This is a genomic window from Bifidobacterium mellis (assembly GCF_000967265.1).
Lineage (GTDB): Bacteria > Actinomycetota > Actinomycetes > Actinomycetales > Bifidobacteriaceae > Bombiscardovia > Bombiscardovia mellis.
In genome coordinates, this window is sequence record NZ_KQ033885.1 from 470,191 (window position 1) to 490,442 (window position 20,252).

The 20,252-nt window shown below is 58.4% G+C and carries 10 protein-coding genes and 1 tRNA gene; 7 read left to right on the plus strand and 4 right to left on the minus strand.

Translation table 11 applies throughout. The features are described 5' to 3' along the window. Positions 1–347 precede the first annotated feature (347 nt). From JF70_RS02240 to JF70_RS02260, 5 genes are all read left to right on the plus strand, one after another. Complete coding sequence (locus JF70_RS02240) at positions 348–4,901, plus strand: discoidin domain-containing protein (RefSeq protein WP_045935132.1); 4,554 nt, start codon at positions 348–350, stop codon at positions 4,899–4,901. Positions 4,902–5,366: 465 nt separating this feature from the next. Further along, positions 5,367–6,305 carry a carbohydrate ABC transporter permease gene (locus JF70_RS02245; RefSeq protein WP_029677855.1) on the plus strand — a complete coding sequence of 313 codons (939 nt, stop codon included), beginning with the start codon at positions 5,367–5,369 and terminating at the stop codon, positions 6,303–6,305. Then, positions 6,302–7,276 (plus strand): carbohydrate ABC transporter permease, encoded by a 975-nt coding sequence (locus JF70_RS02250; protein WP_045935133.1) that lies wholly within the window; start codon positions 6,302–6,304, stop codon positions 7,274–7,276. The genes JF70_RS02245 and JF70_RS02250 overlap by 4 nt, the downstream gene beginning before the upstream one ends. A gap of 135 nt (positions 7,277–7,411) precedes the next feature. Beyond that, entirely contained in the window at positions 7,412–8,749 is a 1,338-nt protein-coding gene (locus JF70_RS02255; protein ID WP_045935134.1) for an ABC transporter substrate-binding protein, read from the plus strand. A 244-nt stretch (positions 8,750–8,993) separates the two neighbouring features. Beyond that, positions 8,994–9,848 carry a helix-turn-helix domain-containing protein gene (locus JF70_RS02260; protein WP_052690698.1) on the plus strand — a complete coding sequence of 285 codons (855 nt, stop codon included), beginning with the start codon at positions 8,994–8,996 and terminating at the stop codon, positions 9,846–9,848. 289 nt (positions 9,849–10,137) lie between these two features. On the opposite strand, the gene JF70_RS02265 is transcribed toward JF70_RS02260, so the two are convergent. Together JF70_RS02265 and JF70_RS02270 are read right to left on the minus strand one after the other, a co-directional pair. Further along, a complete protein-coding gene (locus tag JF70_RS02265) occupies positions 10,138–11,007 on the minus strand; it encodes a class I SAM-dependent methyltransferase (RefSeq protein ID WP_045935135.1) in 870 nt (289 codons plus the stop codon). Positions 11,008–11,173: 166 nt separating this feature from the next. Continuing rightward, positions 11,174–11,246, minus strand: a tRNA-Arg gene (locus JF70_RS02270). Positions 11,247–11,455: 209 nt separating this feature from the next. Between JF70_RS02270 and JF70_RS02275 the strand changes: the two genes are divergently transcribed. Then, complete coding sequence (locus JF70_RS02275; protein ID WP_045936036.1) at positions 11,456–12,481, plus strand: endonuclease/exonuclease/phosphatase family protein; 1,026 nt, start codon at positions 11,456–11,458, stop codon at positions 12,479–12,481. Between the two features lie 7 nt (positions 12,482–12,488). Here the strand turns inward: JF70_RS02275 and JF70_RS02280 are convergent, their stop codons facing one another. Together JF70_RS02280 and xseA are read right to left on the minus strand one after the other, a co-directional pair. Continuing rightward, positions 12,489–12,812 (minus strand): exodeoxyribonuclease VII small subunit, encoded by a 324-nt coding sequence (locus tag JF70_RS02280; RefSeq protein WP_045935136.1) that lies wholly within the window; start codon positions 12,810–12,812, stop codon positions 12,489–12,491. Positions 12,813–12,918: 106 nt separating this feature from the next. Then, entirely contained in the window at positions 12,919–14,193 is a 1,275-nt protein-coding gene (gene xseA / locus JF70_RS02285; protein WP_045936037.1) for an exodeoxyribonuclease VII large subunit, read from the minus strand. Between the two features lie 508 nt (positions 14,194–14,701). Between xseA and JF70_RS02290 the strand changes: the two genes are divergently transcribed. Then, on the plus strand, positions 14,702–20,176 hold the full coding sequence (locus JF70_RS02290; RefSeq protein WP_052690699.1) for an acyl-CoA dehydratase activase-related protein: 5,475 nt from the start codon (positions 14,702–14,704) through the stop codon (positions 20,174–20,176). Positions 20,177–20,252 lie beyond the last annotated feature (76 nt).

Consider the following 20,252-nt stretch of genomic DNA (forward strand, 5'->3'; position numbering starts at 1 on the left):
TGTGCAGAGTTCCGTATGGAATGGTTCCAAGATTCAACCGGTCTAAGGATGCAGTTGACGTGCATTGCTGGATTTCGGCAACAAATATCATCTTCTTGCTATGCAGGGGAAATGCCCGATTCCCGGGCTTACCGTATAGGCAAACAGAGGTCTTTCCTTCCGGCTCATATGTAGGTGGTTGGAAGTTGGCTACTCCCGCATGGCATGGTCTGAGATAGTGCAGCGCACGTAATCATGTCATGTGACAGGGTCCTTATCTGTAGCAATGGCGCCTTAACTGCCAGGATCCTGGGATGAGCCGACGGGTGGACAGTCTGACTATTCAGAGAAGAATGAAGGTACAGGACATGAGCATATCCCACAAGGTCCTTGCAGGATTGATGGCAGGGGCCGTTCTTCTGACTGGTGCATCGATGGCGACTCCGGCCATGGCATCGGAGGATGAACAAACGATCAATGTGACGCCGAATCCCTGGTATGCCGATGGCCCCTTCCAGGGTTGGGGAACTTCCTTGGCATGGTTTGCCAATGCCACAGGCAACTATGGAGAACCCGGTTCAATCAGTCAATCCAGCGGAGACCCTCAGACCGATGCCAAGGCTTTGGCCTATGGGCGGCAACTTCGTGAGGATTTCTATACGAGCATCTTCGGTAAGGAGGGTCTTGGTCTCAACAAGGCTCGCTACAACATAGGCGGTGGCAATGCCTCGGACGTGGCATATGGCTATCCGTTCATGCGGCAGGGAGCCGCTATGCCCGGCTACTGGGCCCAGGACCCGGACGGCTCCTTGGGCCTTTACGGCGGTCTGGCGACGACGATGGCCAACAAGGCCGGCATTGATCGGGCTTTCGATCCTCACAGCGATGCCTCCTATGTGTGGGGATCCGCCTCCTCTGATTCCCCGCAGGCCCGCGACGTCAAGGCTCAGGAGTGGTGGCTGAAAAGGGGAGCTCAGAACCATGACATCGACCATGTCGAAGCTGCAGCCAACGCGGCTCCCTGGTTCATGACACAAAGCGGGTATGTGAGCGGAGGCGATAGCGGGAATGCCAACAACCTTGCGGATGCGGACAAATTCGCTCAGTATCTGGCTACGGTAACCCGGCATCTGTCACAGCTCAAGGCTGACAATGGGAACCGGGTTGGGATCAATACGGTCGAGCCTCTCAACGAGTCGGAGACCGGATACTGGAGTTCGCCGCGAGGCCGGGCTTCGGATGCCTGGCCAGCCGAGGACAGGGCTCTGATCGACCGATACTGGAATCGGTATTACCAGGGTAAGAACAAGGCTGTCACGCCGTATACCACCGAGGTCAAAAAGCCCCAGGAGGGTATGCATGTCGATACTGGGACAGCCGGCAATGTCATACGCGCGCTCAGGTCGGCTCTGGATGCAGAAGGCCTGCAGCAGACTTTGGTTTCAGCTACCGATGCGACGGATTCAGGCCAGTTTGTCGATTCCTACCATCGCTATCCGCAGGATGTCAGGGATGCCATCGGCCAGTACAACACCCACGGGTATGGCACCAACCGCCAGCGGGCTGCCCGGGACATTGCCCAGGGGGATGGCAAAGCCTTGTCCATGAGCGAGGTGGATGGCTCCTGGCAATCCGGAGGCTTCAACCCCTATGGTTTCGACAATGCCTTGGGCATGGCCGGTAAGATCAACGCCGATGTCTACGCCTTGCAGCCCAAGGATTACACCTTCTGGCAAATCGGTGAGGACCTTTACAATGTGGCCACTGGCGACGAGGATATGAATGGCAACAGTGCCAACCCCAAGGGGGAGGACACCAATTGGGGCACTGTCTTTCTCGATTATGATTGCTCGGTCGCCGGCGTTGACGGCAAGCTCTACTCTCGCAGGGAAGTGGACAACAATGGAGGCCAGACCTCGGGAATTCGCCCCTGCCGGATCGTGGTCAACGCGAAGTACAATGCTGTTCGCGCCTACACCAGATTCATTCATCCAGGGGATTTCATCACCGCCAATAACGCCACCAAGGACAATATGACCGCCAGCTCGGCAGATGGCAAGACCCAGACGGTGATACACCGTAACGGCAGCGATCAGCCCCAGACGCTGGTCATCGATCTGTCAAACTACGGGGGCATCGATTCCGACGCGAGCGGAAAGCTCTTCCTGACTACCGAACCTGATCATCAGCAGGATATATACACGGCTGATATGAGCTATATGAACAAGTACTCCAATAAGGAGCAGCCGCATGGAGTCACCATTGATGCGGCAGCCAAGACGGCCACAGTCAAACTGCCGGCCCGTTCCATCGCCTCCATACAGCTCACCGGCGTATCCGGGGTCTCCCCGCAGGCCCAGGTCAAGGATGGCAGCACGGTTCAGCTTCAGGGGCAGCAGTCAGGAAAGATGCTCACCGCATCGTCCGATGGTATTCTCACGCTTGAAGGCATGGCCAAGAATCCGGATCAGGGACGAGCCCAGACTTTCACCGTCCACAGCGTCGAGTCCTCTGCCGGCAGTCCCAAGCTGCCTCGGTACCTGATCTCTTCTGCAGACGGGAGCAGGTTCCTTTGCGCGGACGGCCGGATGCGGGCGGGTACCAGGGCATCCATCGGTACCGATGCACGGTTCATCTGGATGCTCAATACGGAAAACGGCAAGACCTTCAGCCTGGTCAACCAGGCAGATAAGGTTACCCTGGACGTGACTGGCCAGCGGACCGATGCGGGTGCCACGATCTCTGTGGCAGAATCGACGGGAGCTGACAACCAAGGTTGGTACTTCAGGTCTACGGAGCCGACTGGTGCCGAGAAGACCACGGTCCAGGTTCCGCTTGGCGGATCCGTGATCATGCCTCAAACAGTGATTCCCTATTATTCCTGGGGTCAGGGAGAGCCAGTGCCAGTGGTCTGGAAGACCGAGGCCGTTGATGTGAGCACGGAGGGAACCTATCAGGTTCAAGGTGTTGCCACTGATTTCTTTGGCAATACATTCACTTGCCAGGCATCAGTTTTCGTGGGCGAATTCACCGTGACCGATCCTGTCTCCGCCACTATTCTCTTCGGTTCAGATGCCCAGGAGGCCCGCAAGGCGATGGAATCCACCACTGTCTACGCCCATGTCAAGGCTTCGCCGGCCATCAAGGTCGACCCTCATGCTGTCAGCTGGGATTGGGCTGATCTTCAAGGAAAGCTGGACCGGGCGCACGAGGGTGATGTGGTGCCTGTGAAAGGTACCCTGGCCATAAGCGGAAGGCGTTCCCTGCCCCTGTCTTTCAGCCTTTACCTGGAGGCGGCCAAACCACAGAATGTGGCTGATGTCAGCTACAACCTGACTGTTACCGACCAGGACGTTGAGTATGGCAAGGAGGATCAGTGGAGGAAACTCACTGATGGCAATATGCGGGAGGAAGCCTGGGCGACATGGAATTCGGCCGGCAACTACCGCCATAGCCCAACTGCCAATCTTGACTTCGGGCAAGTGCGTCAGCTGGATCGGGTGGCCATCACCTACAAGGATCATCCGCCGGTGTCGGCCAAGGCTGAATACACCAACGATGGTGCCAACTGGAAGCCGCTGGGTAAGGTCGTCAACAACCCGCAGCCTGGTCAGACCGTGACCTTCCAGGCAGCAGGCATGGTAGGAGCCAGCAAGGTCCGCATCGTCAACACGGTAGACAACGCCTGGATGGATGCGGCGGAAATCGAAGCCTGGGCCCGTCCATGGGTAGGCCCGGTCAGAAATCTGGCTTGGGGCGCCGGCACCCACTTCTCGGTCAACGTCCAGGATGGTGATACGGCTGGAAAAGCCATTGATGGACATTTCGCCTCGGGGTGGTCCACCCAGTCGGCATCTTCGGATGTCGATCCGACAGCCACCTTCAACTTCGACAAAATCAGGACTATCAGCCAGGTCAAGACCGTCTTCCACTGGGATGGGCGAGCATCCTGGCCAAAGTCGCAGACCTTGGAATATTGCGATCAATCCGACAACTGGCACCGGCTGGAAACCAAGACGGGATGGTATCTTCCCCAGGCCGGTGATACTGATGCCTCCACAGAAGCCGATGCGCCGACGGTGACCTTCGCCCTTTCCAACCCTGTCCAGGCAAAGGCAGTGCGGCTTATCAACAGTCTTCAGGACACGAAAACCTATATCAACGTGGCCGAGATCGAGGTAAACGGCACGGAGAGTCTTTCGGCCTTCGAGCCTGAACCAGGCAATGATGCCAACCTGGCTGATCTGCGCTTGGACGGGCAAACCATTACAGATTTCTCGCCCGATCGCAATGATTATGTAGTCGATTTGCCGGCTGGTTCCGAAAGCAACCCGGTCTTGCAGGCCTTCAGCAGGGACAACGCGGCTAAGGTGGTTCAGACTGATGAAAGAACCGGGATTGGAGGCAAGAGCCTGATTACCGTAACCTCTGCTGACGGGTCGCGCTCCAGAGTCTACTCGGTCCGCTACCGGTCCTTCGATTTGCAGGGGTTGCAGGTCGTCCCGCCCACGAAGACCAGCTATGCCATCGGCGAGCGATTTGACCCAAGCGGATTGGCGGTCAGCGCTGTGTACATCTCCAAGGACAGGGACCGCACCGAAGTCAGGCCTTTGGCCTTGGACGATCCCGAGCTGTCGGTGACGGGCTTTGACTCTACTGTGGCCGGCAAAAAGACCATTGTCGTTGCCTACCGCGGGGTGAACGCCAGCTTCGGTATTTGGGTAAAGGCCACCGGGCGGAATGCGTCCGGCACAGGCGTTGTGGGTTTGAACGGAAATGATTCTCCGCTTGGCGGACCTTCACATGCGGTTCTGGCGCATTCAGGAGCCTCGATAATCTCGGTGGCCCTACTTGTCGGAGCTCTGGCACTGACGTCGTTCGCGGCATTGCTCGGCAGACGATACCTGTCAAGCAGACGATAAGGGTACCGCGGGTGTCTTGTCTTCCAACACCCTGTGCGGTTCTGGTTCACCAAAGTTGCAATTGGCGAACCGGAACCGCTTTCAGGTAGTCAGACGACAAACCCCTTACAGTGAAAGCAATATTTCGATATTAGATAGCAGTTTTCATGTACGGAGCCTTGTAATTGTTAATAGACTGAAAGTACGTTAATGATTGCACTATCAACGTAATGATTGCACTATCAACGTAATGAAAAGAGGCACAAGGATGTGTGCATGTGAAAAACAGTCGTAACCGTTTACAGCAAAACATCTACATTCAACAGAGTTGTCTGAATGGCTGACAGTTTCTGACATCTCGATGCTCAACGGCCAGTTGCAGGGGCGTCCGTTCCCTCGATTCCGGGTTGTTGACCCAGTTCTTCTTCGTCGTTGTTGACAGTAGGGGGGTTGGGTTCACGCAATCAGACATCTCAAAGGAGAATAATGACATTTTCCAAATCGGCGGCAGGGCCAGCTGATGTCGCGAACAATCAGCAGTCGAGCACCGTCAACAAGCACAGACGGGATTGGCGCGGTTGGAAGTTCATGGGGCCTTTCGCTGTGGCTTTCCTGCTGGTGTTCATCATCCCGATCATCTACGCAATTTATATTTCTTTCTTTGAAAAACGGATGGTTGGCGGCACGGTTTTCGCCGGGCTCAGCAATTACAAACGTTTGTTCGCAGATGGTCATTTCTGGAGTTCGGTCGGCCGTGTCAGTGCTTTTACCCTGATCCAGGCGCCGCTCTGCCTCTTTCTGGCAGCCTTGCTGGCTCTGGCGATTGACTCCATGAGATTGCACGGAACCAAGTTCTTCCGAATTTCCACCTTCCTGCCTTATGCCGTTCCTGCCGTCGTGTCCACGCTGATCTGGGGATTCATGTACGGGGCCAAGTATGGACTGGTCGGCTCTTTCAATTCATGGACCGGCTTGCATCTGGACCTGCTGGCTTCCAATATTCTTCTGGTGTCTATCGGCAACATCGTGACCTGGGAATACACCGGCTACAACATGCTGATCTTTTATTCCTCCCTGTCCACGATTCCGCATTCGCTCTATGAGGCGGCGGCAATCGACGGGGCCAGCGAATGGCAGATCGTCAGGCGTATCAAGATGCCGGAGTTGCGTGGAAGTCTGGCCATCACCGTGATATTCAGCATCATCGGCTCATTCCAGCTTTTCAATGAACCCTCGATCATGCAGAACATGGTGCCTGGGAACACCATAACCAGCTACTACACGCCGAATATGTACGCCTACAGTCTGAGCTTCGCGGGCAACCAGTCGAATTACGCTGCGGCCCTGGCCATCGTCATGGCGGTGATCACCATGGCGATCGCGTATGCGGTCCAGCTGAACAGTCTGAAGGAGCAGATGAAATGACCTCTGACATTTTGGATGAGTCGCCTTCAGCGATTCGGGCGCGCGAACGCAGACGCGCCAAGCGAGTAGCCAGGGATGAAAGGGCGGAACGCAAGCGCGCCGCAAAAAACGGATTCTCCAATCCAGCGAACCCTCGCCGCTCGATGACGCTGACGCTGGTTACCGGCATCTTCGCGCTATACTGCCTGTTTCCCTTCGCCTACCTGATCATCAACGCCACCAAGACGCAGTCTGACTTCACCTCGACCTTCGGTCTTTGGTTTGGTCACACCTTCGCGCTTTGGGACAACATAACCACGGTCTTCACCTATGAGGACGGCATCTTCGGACGTTGGCTCTTGAACACGCTGCTCTACGTGGTAGTGGGAGCGGGTGGCGCAACCGTACTGGCCATCATGGGCGGATACGCCTTGGCCAAGTTCGCTTTTCCTGGCCGCAAGGCAGTCTTCGCGGTCGTACTGGGTTCCATCAGTGTGCCCGGCATTGCCCTGGCTGTTCCGCAGTTTCTTCTGTTCGCCAAGATGGGCTTGACCAATACGCCCTGGGCCATGATCCTGCCCAGCCTTATCAGTCCCTTTGGCCTGTACCTCATGTGGATATTCTCCGAGCAGGCTGTTCCCACAGAGCTCCTGGAGGCGGCCAGGGTTGACGGTGCAGGGGAGTTCAGAACCTTCCTGACCATCAGTCTGCCCCTGCTGGCTCCCGGAATCGTCACCACGGCCCTGTTCGCCATAGTGGCCACCTGGAATAACTACTTCCTGCCCCTGATCATGTTGAAGGATGCCAATTGGTACCCCCTGACCATCGGGCTGAACCAATGGAAGAACCAGGCCAACACTGCCGGCGGTCACGCCATACAGAATCTCGTCATCACCGGATCGCTGATCACTGTCATTCCTCTGATGATTGCTTTCCTGATTCTCCAGCGGTACTGGCAGTCCGGACTGGCTGCAGGAGCAGTAAAGGAATAAATGAATTTTTGAAAATTGCGGTCACTTAAACCATCGCAAGGTGAGTGGCCGGGAAGGGAGTCTCTCGTCTGTCATACGGCAAGGATTCATCCCAATAAAAGCTGATGGAAAGCACTAAGAGAAAAGAGTGATGTAATGAAACATGCAAAAGGGTTGAAGCGCCTAGTGGCTTGTGCCGGCGTGCTGGCCATGTTTCTCGGTGTCACCGCCTGCGGAGGTAGCAAGCAGAGTAGTGGTGACGAAAATGTGGAGCTGAGCGTCTGGGCATGGGAGCCCACCTTGAAAGCCGCAACCAAGGAGTTCGAGAAGAAGTACCCGAACATCAAGATCAAGTTGCAGAATGCCGGGACGGCCAAGGAGCAGTACACTGCGCTTGACAACGCCTTCCAGGCAGGCAAGGGAGCACCTGATGTGGCGCAAATCGAACTCTATGCCCTGAGCCAGTATGCCATCAATGATCGGCTGACTGATCTGAGTGACAGGACCAAGGGCTACTCGAAGTTCTACAATCCTGGCACTTGGAATTCGGTTCTGGTCAACAAAAAGCCCTACGGGCTGCCCTTTGGCTCGGGAGCCATGGCCTTCTTCTACAACAAGGATGTGTTCGACAAGGCAGGCGTCGATGCTACACAGATCAAGACCTGGGATCAGTATTACGAGGCTGCTAAGAAGATTCGGGCGGTGGGTTCCTACATCGCTGCCGATTCCGGTGACGCGGGCTTCTTCGATGCCATGATCTGGCAGGCCAACGGGCATCCTTACAAGCTGTCCGCAGACGGCAAGGATCTGTCCATCAACCTCGATTCCGACAAGGGGACTCAGAGTTTCATCAAGTGGTGGCAGAAGATGATCGACGAGGATTTGGTCGACACCAAGACCGTCATCTGGACCGAAGACTGGAACAAGAGCCTGAACAATGGCAAGCTCGCCTCTGCGCTGATCGGCTGCTGGATCCCAACCACGCTGGTCAACGTGGCACCCGACCAAGCAGGCAAGTGGAGGGTCACAACCATGCCCACCCAGGATGGGTCTGCTGTCAACTCCAACCATGGTGGTTCGTCGCTGGCGATTATGGCTTCAAGCAAGAAGACCGATGCAGCCTATAAGTACATTGATTTCATCTCGCGGAACCAGGCCAGCATTGACGCTCGCGTGGCAGGCGGTTCATTCCCCGACGATGTGAAGACCACCGAATCGAAGAAGTTCAAGGAGGCCACCACCGTCAAGAACACCAAGGGCGAGGACATCGAATACTTCGGCGGTCAGAAGTATAACGAGGTTCTGGCCAAGGCGGCAAGCGATGTGATCCCTGGCCACGCCACGCTGCCCTTCGAGGTCTATGCGCGGACCGTATTCGCTGACGACGTCGGTTCCGCCTACACCGACAAGAAGATCACTCTGAAGCAGGGTGTGGATGCATGGCAGAAGCACCTGAAGGAATACGGTAAGCAGCAGGGCTTCAACGTACAATGATCTTCGTGAAGTAAATGAAAACGCCGCCGTTGCCTTGTATTGTTTGGGTATGAGGCAACGGCCTTGCTGTATCAGCAAGGCCGACGTCCTATGGCTTGATGCATGTATTGTCTCGTGGCTTCATGCGTGAGGTTGAGGCTGCCGGTTGCTTGCGTGTATTCCTGGCTTCGTTTGACGGTGGCCAGCCAGGAGCGGCTGTCGTGATTCGTGGGGAATGTGGTTTGTGCGGAAAGGAGGATATATCGTGGCGAAGCCTGCTGAACACGGCATTGATGTCAATGCCTCTGACTTTTTGATTCACACCCCTTCGGCTATTGCGCGAACAACATTTTTCTATCCGCTACGGGTGGGCAAATTCTCATATGAACCCGGTTACAGGTTGGAGCGACGATCCTTTGACAGCTATCTGATCATTCATATCGATAGCGGCAGGCTGACGTTGAATCTGCCCGAAGGGTCGTTCGTGGCCGAGGAGGGTCGGTTTGCGCTGGTCAACTGCTACGCACACCATGCTTACGGCACCGATGTCCCGACGACCGCCCAATGGCTCCACTTCGACGGCGTCATGGCCCGGCCCTACTATGACTACATCATCAGGAAGCTGGGCAATGTCTTCATGCTCTCCTCCGAGACCTATGCCTTGGAGCGGATGCGGACCATTACCTCTTTAATGACGGCGGAAAACGGGTATTCGGAGGCGCGGATGTCCAAATACATCACCGACCTGCTCACCGAGTTTGCCGATGAGCAGCCGCGATCCTTCAAACGAAAGCAGGAGGAGGTGGTTGAGGACACGATCGCCTATGTCTCCTCCCACTTGCATGAGCCGCTCACTGTCTCCGAGCTGGCCAAACGGGTCTTTTTGAGCGAGTACCACTTCATTCGGTTGTTCAAGCAGGAGACCGGCATCACACCCCATGCCTACCTGGTGGATTCCCGGATCCATGCGGTCCAGTATTTGCTGGTAAACACCGGAATGTCCATACGACAGATTTGTCAGCAGTGCGGTTTCACATCCGAATCCTCACTGTGTGCATCCTTCAAAAAGAGCACGGGCATGACGCCCATGAAGTATCGCAGGCTCAAGCAAGGCGAGTAACTGACACGTATTGATTGTGCTGTCGGCTCCAGCGGCTTACCCGTATAAACGCATTTCTAAAATGCGCGGTTTACCCAATCTCACAGCCTGGCCTTCCACGGATCTGTCTCTCGACATTGGCGGGATCGAAGGTGAACGATAATGCGTTATCGTAATTCGGCACGGAGTACTTCTGTTAATTGCGTTGCGCAAGTTATGCTGCAACGCAATTAACAGAAGCCAATCTGCTGGACGGGCCGCCGGGCCAAGTCAGACCATGTCTAAGCAAAACCACGCTCGTACTTGCCGGTCAAACTTTCTTTCTGGCTACCATCGAGAAGGTCAGGGGGATCTGAGGCTGATTGCGGGGCATGATCCATCCCTGGAGGTCTGGACTGTACTCAAGCATTGGCAGTGACTGCCAGTCGTCCACATTATGCTCGCCGATGGCCTCTATAGTCAGTCCGGCATCCAGAAGAGCGCCGCTTATTTCCTGGAAGTCATGAGCCCAATTGTGATTGGTGGTGTGGGTAATTTGGGGTTTTGTCCCATCTTCGAGCGAGTCGGTTGCTGACGTGTAGCTTTGATCGGTCTCGTAGGTCGTTTCTGTTCCGCCAAAATAATCTTGAACTATCGACATGCCCTCATTGTTCAAGGCGAAAAGCAGTGGATGGTTGTCGCGGATCATGAATATTCCACCGTCTGCTAGCAGGGAGGCGATTGAACGAGCCCAGTCCTTTAGATCGGGAAGCCAGGTGATGGTTCCGCAGCTGGTGACGATTACATCGAATGAGCCTTTCTGCTCGGGCATGGCATCGGCAGCGCAACGAGCATCACTTTGAACATAGGTTATGGATGCACCGGCCCGTTCAGACAGTTTCCTGGCATAATCCAGCGAGGTGGGAGAGAAATCCAGGCCATATACATCTCGTGCTCCCAAGCGCCACCATGACAGGGTATCAGAGCCTATATGGCATTGCAGATGCAAAAGGTGCAACCCTTTGATGCTGTGTCCTGGCAGATGGGGCTTCAAGACCTCGAGATCCCGCAGGGTTACTGACGACAGGGCCGATGGGTCATCCGCAAATGCGTCAAGGTCTCCATAGCCACCGTTGGCATGTACAACTGCCCTGTCATTCCAGTTGAGGAGATTATCCTCTACATCCTCGTTCTGGTGCATTTGATGAGGCACGGTATTCCTTTCTGATTAGGCTTATCAACAGTGATCGAGCCGGACAGTATCCAGAGCAGGTTTTCAAGTGCAGATTTGTGCAGACTCGTAAGTCATGCGCGAATATGCAACTTTCTTATTATCCTGAATATCTGCTTCGTTGGCAAATACAGGGTGCCCCGGATGCGATTCGAACGCACGACACCTTCTTTAGGAGAGAAGTGCTCTATCCCCTGAGCTACCGGGGCAACGGAAACTACTGTACCACGAGGCGGGACTTGGGCAGGTCGCCGGGGTGCAGGCCAAGGGAAGGCCTTGGGACCGTGCTCTTCCTGGAGAAGTTGGCCCCCTATCCCTGCTCGCTATGCGGTCATGGTTTACAATGGCTCAACGGCCGAGCTGACTGTGCATTCCTCGGAAGGGGGACCGGGTCGGCGATGATTTGCTGGAGGAGACCATGGCGAGATTCAGACAGTCCTTCCTGGTGAAGCATGTCTTTGGGTGGACGGCCAGGCTGCTGGCGTTGGTCAGCTTGCTGGCTCTGGCGGCGCGTGCCTGCCCGGCATGGCTGTCATCGATCCCATACCTGCCGGACCTGGCCGCGCTGACGCCCTGGTTCATCTTCTTGGGTCTGCTGGCCCTGGTCCTGGCCCTGATGGCTTCACGATGGTTCACCGCTTTGGTGCTTATCGCCGCCTTGGCCCTGAATGTCTACTGGCAGTACCCCTTCTACCAGGAGGGTTCCGAGCTCAAAGGGAAAGCCGATCAGCTCATGGCCCTTGGGCATCCCGACCGGTACGACGATGTGGCCCGGGTCATGACGCTGAACGTCTACAAGGGTCAGGCCGATGCTGATCAGGTGGTCAAGACCGTCAGCGACAACAGGGTCGAGGTGCTGGCTCTGCAGGAGGTCAGCGAGGGTTTTGTGGACCGTCTGCACAAGGCCGGTATCGATCGCTACCTGCCCCACGAGCAGCTTTCCACATCGTCGAAGGAATACGCCAACGGTCTTTGGACGGCTGCGCCAATGCAGTCGCCCTCAAAGGACGACGTGGGTTCCCGCTCCTCCATGATGCCGGCGGCCAGCATCGACTTCGGCAGGGGCAAGACCAGCGTCAGATTCGTCTCGGTCCATACCACCTCGCCGCAACCGGGTAGTTGGAATGCCTGGCGACGCAGCGTGTCCGACCTGGGGAAGCTGCGAAAGCACGAGCACACTCGATACGTGCTGATGGGAGACTTCAACGCCACCTATGATCATGCCGTTTTCCGAGACATGCTGGGGGAGCGGTTCAGTGATGGGGCACGTCAGGCCGGGCATGGCATGAGCATGACCTGGCCGGCCGACAGGGCCCCCTTGCCCAGGTTGGCAGCCATCGATCATGTTGTGGTGGACCGTGACATCAGGGCCAACCGTCTGCAGGCCGTACCTATCGCAGGTTCGGATCATGCGGCCCTGCTGGCCACGGTGATGGTGGAGTAGAGGGCTCTCAGGCATCCAGGTTGGACTGGGTGCCGGCCTGGGCTCCGGCGCTGGCCTGCTCCTGCTGGGCTGCATCAAGCTTGGCCCGCACCTGGCCCAGCAGCTCCTGGGCACGCTTGGCCAGGGCTTCGCCGATCTCCCACTGACGCATGGAGGCATCCAGATCCAGGCCGCCGGCCTCCAGCGCCTGAACCGCCTGGATCAGCTGGTCCCGGGCCTGCTCATAGGGCAGTTTGGCGATGGTCTCGCGTTCCTTCTGGCTCAGGGCCGAAGCCAGTACCGGCTCTTCCTTGCCCTGCCCCTTGGTCTGCTCCTCGTCGGTGTCGCTCATGCCTGCTCCTCTTCCTGTCTGATTCTTATCTGGTGCATTATCCAAATCCCTGATGACGCGGATGGTTATCGCGGACGATTATATGTGGCCGACCACGTGGAATGGGTCACTGCCCGCTGACGACCCTGGTCTCGATCCGACCTTCTTTGACGGTCAGGGTCAGATCCTGATCGGTCTGGACCTGCTGGGGACTGACGACCACCTTCCCGTCCAGGGTCTGCACGACTGCGTATCCGCGGTCCAGCGTGGACTGGGGAGAGAGGGCGGTCAGCGAGGACTGGAGCTTCTCCACGGTCAGGGAGGCGTCGTCCACGATCCGCCGAAGGGCGATGTCCAGGCGAACCAGGGACTCATCGACCAGCCGCTGGGGCTTGTCCAGCATGGTCTGCGGCTTGGTCAGGCTGGGGCGGTTGGCGTATCCCTCGATCAGCCGTGTCTCGCCTTCGACCATATTCTCGATGCGCGCGTTTATGCGCATCCGGGCCTCCTGGATGATGCCCTCCTGCTCGACCAGGTCGGGCACCACCCGCTTGGCTGCGTCGGTGGGGGTTGAGGCGCGCAGATCCGCCGCCAGATCGATAAGGGTCCAGTCGTCCTCGTGGCCGATGGCCGAGACGATGGGGGTGACGCAGGCTGCCGTGGCCCGGACCACGGACTCGTCCGAGAAGCCCAGCAGGTCCTCGAAGCTGCCGCCGCCCCTGGCCACGATGATCACATCCACAGCCGGATCAGCATCCAGCTTCTGGATGGCTTCGACCACCTCGGGCGGGCACTGGGGGCCCTGAACGTGGGCGTGCACCACGGAGAATTCGATGGTGGGCCAGCGCAGACGGGCGTTGGTGATCACATCCCCCTCGGCCCTGGCCTTGGGCGCGCAGATCAGGCCGATGCGCCGGGGGAATTCGGGGAGGGGAACCTTGTTTTCCGCATCGAAGAGGCCCTCGCCCTTGAGCTTGCGCCTGAGCTGGTCGATCTGCTCCTTGAGGTCGCCGGTGCCTACACGTTTGATCCGGTCGGCCATGAAGCTCAGACGGGTCTGTTTGATCCACAGGTCGGGCCGCCCGTGCACCACCACACGGTCGCCCTGGCGGAATTCCCTGGCCTGGGTGGCGAAGGCACGGAAGCCCATGACGTTGATGGAGATGTCCTCGAAGTTGTCGCGCAGGGTCAGATAGGCGGAACCGGTCCGGCGGGTATTGATCTCCACGATCTGACCCTCCACCCAGGCTCCGGGCCAGCGGGCCACTGCGTCGTGGTACTTCTGGCTGAGCACGCTGACCGGCCAGGGATCTTCCTCGGTGGTATCTCGTGCCAGGCGGGGCAGTTGATCCAAGGGTTTGGGGGTCGGTCCCGACGAGGCTGGGCCAGCCGGCGCACCCATCGACCCGCGCATGTTCGAACCCATGTATGCTCGCACCTGATGCCTCCTGACCATCGGTTCCGCCAGTCTGACCAACCTATCTGGCAACGGCCTGTACAGGACGGTATGCGGGTTGGTCAGCGAAGGAAACGTCCTCTCAGGGTCTCTCAATACGGGGACAATTCCATGTCCTCTGCCGGTCTGCTGCAGGCCCTCTGCTGGTTGTTCTTGGGCCGATTTCGCCGAGGGCACAGTGGCATTTCTCCCGTTTGCAAGGAGTCTGGGACTGAGGTCAAAGTGTGAAAGAGAAGGGTTGGAACAATGCCTTGATGCAACTGCCCTCGTCTGCGGCTTGCCTGCAGCAGAGGCGGTTTTCCCGGCGGCTGTGTCAAAGGAGACAGTCTTGTTTCCCTCATATCGCGGAAGTTATTCATGCTCTGGCGGTAGCATAAATAAAGTAAGCCGGATATGATGTGGTGTCTGCTTTTCGAGCCCATCATGCGGCGGTCTCACGGATTGAGGTTGTTTCATGTCTGATGGCGTCGACATAGCGGGTCGATATAAGGGCACAGGACCGCGGGATCTCCTGCGTGTGGGTTTGGACATCGGTTCCACCACAGTCAAGGCCGTGGTTCTTGGCACAGGGGATAGATTGGATCAGGCGCTTTTCAGCGACTACCGCCGTCACCACGCCAATGTGCGGCAGTGCGTGGCGGAGCTGGTCACGGATATCAAGCTTTCCCTGTCACGGGTTGGCCTGGCCGGCAATCCCATCAGCCTGGTGATCACCGGCTCGGGCGGGTTGGAACTGGCCAGCCAGCTTCAGGCCGAGTTCGCCCAGGAGGTCATTGCCGAGACCGAGGCCATCAACGCCACCTATCCCGAGGGGGACGTGATCATCGAGCTGGGCGGCGAGGATGCCAAGATCACCTATCTGAAGCCCACCCCGGAGCAGCGGATGAACGGATCCTGCGCAGGCGGGACCGGAGCCTTCATCGATCAGATGGCCACCCTGCTCAATACCGATGCTTCCGGCCTGAACGATATGGCTTCCAAATACAAGACCATTTATCCCATCGCCTCGCGCTGTGGGGTCTTCGCCAAGTCAGACCTGCAGCCTCTGATCAACGACGGAGCCGCCAAGGAGGATCTGGCTGCATCCATCTTCAACGCCGTGGCCACGCAGACCATCTCCGGTCTGGCCTGCGGACGTCCCATCCGCGGCAACGTGATCTTTTTGGGCGGGCCCCTCTTCTTTATGAGCGAGTTGAGGGAAGCCTTCAAGCGGATCCTTCAGAACAGGGTCAGCCGCTACATCATTCCCGAGAACGCGCACCTCTATGTGGCCTATGGCGCTGCCATCATGGCTGGTCGTCAGGAGCAGGACGACCAGGATAATGCAGCGCAGGTCAAGACCGACTATTCGCCGGAGACCGATGTGAACGACCCCTTCGGCCCGGCTTGGGGGCTGGACCAGATGGAGGTCGACAAGGCGCGGTCCGAAAAGGCATCGAGCCTGGACAAGATGGCTCTGCAGGATGCCATGCAGGACGGCCGCACCACTACCTTGGTGGACGGTGAGAACAAGGTTCCTGCGAGCGAAACCGCCAAGGATGCCAGCCAAAATCAAGCAATGAACTTTGATCTGACTTCGCTGGATGGGGTCCTCTCCGCCCTGAAGGGTCTGGAGAACATGCCCTCCACGGCCAGAACGATCCGCCCGCTCTTCCTGAACGAGGAGGAGTGCAGGGAGTTCAACGACCGTCATGGGGCCCAGGTCATCCCCACCGGGGACCTGTCCGGAGCAAAGGGGCCGCACTTCCTGGGCATCGATGCGGGCAGCACCACCATCAAGGCCGTGCTGATCAACGACGACAAGACCATCGTCTGGTCCACCTACGGGGTGCATAAGGACAGCCCGCTGATCGCCGCCGCCAACATCGTCAAGGAGGTCAGGAAGTCCCTGCCGGAGGGGGCCTACATCGCCCGTGCCTGCGCTACCGGCTATGGTGAGGGCCTGGTCAAGGCCGGCCTGCATGTCGACGAGGGCGTGGTCGAGACCATGGCCCACTACCGGGCAGCCGAGGAGATCAGCCCCGGGGTCACCTCGGTCATCGACATCGGCGGGCAGGACATGAAGTACATCGCCGTCAACGACGGGGTCATTGATTCCATCTGCGTCAACGAGGCCTGCTCGGCCGGCTGCGGGTCCTTCCTGCAGACCTTCGCCCAGTCCATGGGCATCAGCATCCAGGAGTTCACCAAGCAGGCGTTGGCTTCCGAGGCCCCGACCGATCTGGGCTCCCGCTGTACGGTCTTCATGAACTCCTCGGTCAAGCAGGCTCAGAAGGAGGGCGCTTCCCCGGAGGACATCGCCGCCGGGCTCTGCTACTCGGTGGTCAGGAACGCCCTCTACAAGGTCATCAAGCTGCGTGACGCCAACGCCCTGGGGCCGGTGGTCGTGGTCCAGGGAGGCACCTTCCTCAACGATGCCGTCCTGCGGGCCTTCGAGCTCCTGACCGGTCGCCAGGTGACCAGGCCCAACATCGCCGGACTCATGGGAGCCTACGGCGCCGCGCTGACGGCCCGCATGCACTGCCCGCAGAATGAAGAGGTCGAGGATTTGGCTGCGGCTAGTTCCCACGTGGTCGACGGGGAGAAGTCCGTGGCCAGCACGCCTACCACCCCCAATAGGGCGCCGGCTTCCACCAAGACGAAGTTGTCGCCAGCCGCCGTCAACAAGATTGCCTCCAAGAACGACCAGGGGTTCAAGGCGACCCTGCCCGAACTGAAGGTGGAGAACGGCCATGTGGTCAGCTCCATCCTGGCGGGGGACGATCTGGACAACCTGTCCATGACCACCACCCACGATGTCTGCAAGCTCTGCCAGAACCACTGCAAGCTGACCATCACTGAATTCGAGGACGGCGGCCGCTACGTGACCGGGAATCGCTGCGAGCGTGGCGGCGACAAGAACAGGAAGCGCTCCGACCGCCCCAACCTCTACGACTTCAAGTACAAGCGGGCCTTTGCCTACCGTCGCCTGACCCCGGACAAGGCCACCAGGGGTGATATCGGCATCCCCCGTGTGCTCAACATGTACGAGGACTACCCCTTCTGGTTCACCCTGCTGACTTCACTGGGCTTCCGTGTCATGATATCCGGGCGTTCCAACCATGAGCTCTTCGAGAGCGGGATGGAGTCCATCGCCTCCGAGAACATCTGCTACCCGGCCAAGCTGGTCCACGGGCACATTCACTCCCTGGTCGACAAAGGCATCAAGACCATTTTCTACCCCTGCGTCACATACGAGCAGGAGCTGGTTCCCGATACGGACAACCACTACAACTGCCCCATCGTGGCCAACTACCCGGTGGTGATCGAGGCCAACATGGCCGAGCTCAAGGAGAACGGCGTCCGCTTCATGCGGCCCTACTTCAACCTGTCCAACAAGGAGAAGATGGTCGAGCGGATCGTCAAGGTCTTCGACTGGGCCAAGGTGAACGAGGAGGAGGCCCGGACGGCCGTCCAGGAGGCCTATCGTGAGGATGCCCGGTTCAAGGAGGACGTCCGCCAGGAGGGACTTCGCGCCCTGGCCTACATGCAGGAGTACGGGGTCAAGGGCGTGGTCCTGTCGGGACGCCCCTACCATGTGGATCCCGAGGTCAACCACGGCATTCCCGAGACCATCTGCTCCCTGGGCATGGCCGTGCTTTCAGAGGATTCGATCTGCGAGCTGGACGTGCATAAACTGCCCAAGCTGAGCGACTATATCATTCCGGCGGCGGGGGAGCGGGCCCTGGCCTCCAACAACCCCACGGCCGCCAAGTTCCGCAAGACCGTGCCGAGTTTCGGCGACGACCATCAGAAGATGCCCTTGAGGGTGACCGACCAGTGGGCCTACCACTCCAGGCTCTACTCGGCAGCCAGGTTCGTCTCCGAGTATCCCGACCTGCAGCTGGTCCAGCTGGTCAGTTTCGGATGCGGCGTGGACGCCATCACCACCGACCAGGTCCAGGAGATCCTCGCCGATAAGGGCGATGTCTACACGCAGCTGAAGATCGACGAGGTCTCCAACCTGGGTGCGGCCAAGATCCGTCTGCGCTCGCTGAAGGCCGCCATGGACGAACGCCATCAGCGGGATCTGGCCCAGGAGGACAGCGAAGACCGGAAGGAAGCGCCCGTTATGGAACAGGCGCCTGCTAAGGTCGCGGTCAAGGAAGTTGGTTCATCGCCTGACCTGGTTCGGGTGGAGGATTCGTCTGATTCTCAGAATTCTCAGAATTCTCAAGACCTTGCAAGCCATATTGAAGCAGTGGAAGCGGATGCGCCTGACCAGCCGAAATCCGATGGGTTCCGGTCCACCAACGCGCAGAAGATCAACTTGTCCCAGCGCAAGGCCGACATCGTGGCTCTGGCCCGGTTCGTGGCCCTGCACGACAAAAGCGATCAGGGTCTGATAGGCCTTCACCCCATGGGCATCAGGCCCATCCGGGAGACCATGGCATCGCGGCAGAAGGAAGCCGAAAGCAAGTCGGCAGAGCGCCCGGCCGGACAGGTCAAGGATGTCCAGGCCAACAGAGCCGCCGCCAAGCCGACCCTGTCCAAGTACGCCACTGAACATCGCTTCACCAAGGAGATGGGACACAAATTCACGGTGGTGGCACCGCAGATGTCCCCCGTGCACTTCTCCCTCCTGGAGGCGGTCTTCTCGAGCGCCGACTACCACTTCGAGCTCCTGAAGCATGCCACGCCCGAAGACATCAACACCGGGGTCAAGTACGTCAACAACGATGCCTGCTTCCCGGCCATCATCGTGGTGGGGCAGCTGGTCAACGCCTTCCTGTCCGGCAGGTTCGACCCGCATAAGTGTGCGGTCATCGTCACCCAGACCGGCGGCATGTGCAGGGCCACCAACTACTATGGCCTTCTGCGCAAGGCCATGGCTGATGCCGGCTATGGCTACGTCCCCATCATCACCCTGAGCGTTCAAGGATTCCGGGCCAATCCCGGCCTTCAGGTAACTCCGGCTCTGCTGCACCGCGCCGTCAAGGCCTTCTACCTGGGCGACGCCATGATCGAGTGCCTGCTCAGGGTCCGCCCCTACGAGCAGGAGCCCGGCTCAGCCAACAAGCTCTACAAGCTCTGGGACACGATCTGCAAGGAGACCATCGAGCACCACGGGTACTCCAAGACCGCCAAGAAGGTCTATGGCCATGGCTATCTGCCCTATGGCACGCTGATGAAGCGGATGATTCGGGCCTTCGACCAGCTGCCTCTGCGCAATATCCCCCGCAAGCCACGGGTGGGCGTAGTCGGGGAGATCCTGGTCAAGTACCATCCCGATGCCAACAACCACGTGGTCGACCTGATCGAAAGCCAGGGCTGCGAAGCCGTGCTCCCCGGCGTCTGCGACTTCATGGTCAACGGCATCTCCAACGCTGAATGGAACGAGGAGATGCTGGGCACCGGCGGCCAGGTGGGTGTCAAGAAGATCGTCCTCAAGGCTGCGGATGTCTACCGTGCCCCCATGATCGCCGGCTTCAAGGCCTCCCATGGAAAGTTCGACATTCCCGCCCACATCAGCGATCTGAGGGAGAAGGCCGCATCGGTCACCTCCCTGGGTGTTCAGGCCGGAGAGGGTTGGCTCCTGACCGGTGAGATCATCGAACTGATCCAGTCCGGCGCGCCCAACATCGTCTGCGCACAGCCCTTCGCCTGCCTGCCCAACCACGTGACCGGGCGTGGCATGTTCGGCAAGATCCGCAGGACCTACCCCGAGGCCAACATCGTCTCGATCGACTACGATCCCGGCGCCTCTGAGGCCAACCAGCTCAACAGGATCAAGCTGATGATCGCCGCTGCCAAGAAGCCGGGCGACCAGCAAAAGCTCAGCCAGGACCACAAGGCGGCCCTTGAATCCCAGCCTGTGGAATCGGCCGGCCTGGATGCTGGGCAGGCAGCACCTGTCCAGGACGGGGAGAAGGTTCTGGAGAGCCTGTAGCCACCATGACGGGGCCGGAGTCCGAAGCTCATGCGTCGGCCTCGGAATTGATGAACCACGAGGATCAAGGAAAGAG

Coding starts and splice junctions, on each gene's coding strand:
- JF70_RS02280 (WP_045935136.1), bottom strand. CDS start 12,812: ATGAGCGACACCGACGAGGAGCAGACCAAGGGGCAGGGCAAGGAAGAG.
- xseA (WP_045936037.1), bottom strand. CDS start 14,193: ATGGGTGCGCCGGCTGGCCCAGCCTCGTCGGGACCGACCCCCAAACCC.
- JF70_RS02275 (WP_045936036.1), top strand. CDS start 11,456: ATGGCGAGATTCAGACAGTCCTTCCTGGTGAAGCATGTCTTTGGGTGG.
- JF70_RS02255 (WP_045935134.1), top strand. CDS start 7,412: ATGAAACATGCAAAAGGGTTGAAGCGCCTAGTGGCTTGTGCCGGCGTG.
- JF70_RS02245 (WP_029677855.1), top strand. CDS start 5,367: ATGACATTTTCCAAATCGGCGGCAGGGCCAGCTGATGTCGCGAACAAT.
- JF70_RS02265 (WP_045935135.1), bottom strand. CDS start 11,007: ATGCACCAGAACGAGGATGTAGAGGATAATCTCCTCAACTGGAATGAC.
- JF70_RS02240 (WP_045935132.1), top strand. CDS start 348: ATGAGCATATCCCACAAGGTCCTTGCAGGATTGATGGCAGGGGCCGTT.
- JF70_RS02290 (WP_052690699.1), top strand. CDS start 14,702: ATGTCTGATGGCGTCGACATAGCGGGTCGATATAAGGGCACAGGACCG.
- JF70_RS02250 (WP_045935133.1), top strand. CDS start 6,302: ATGACCTCTGACATTTTGGATGAGTCGCCTTCAGCGATTCGGGCGCGC.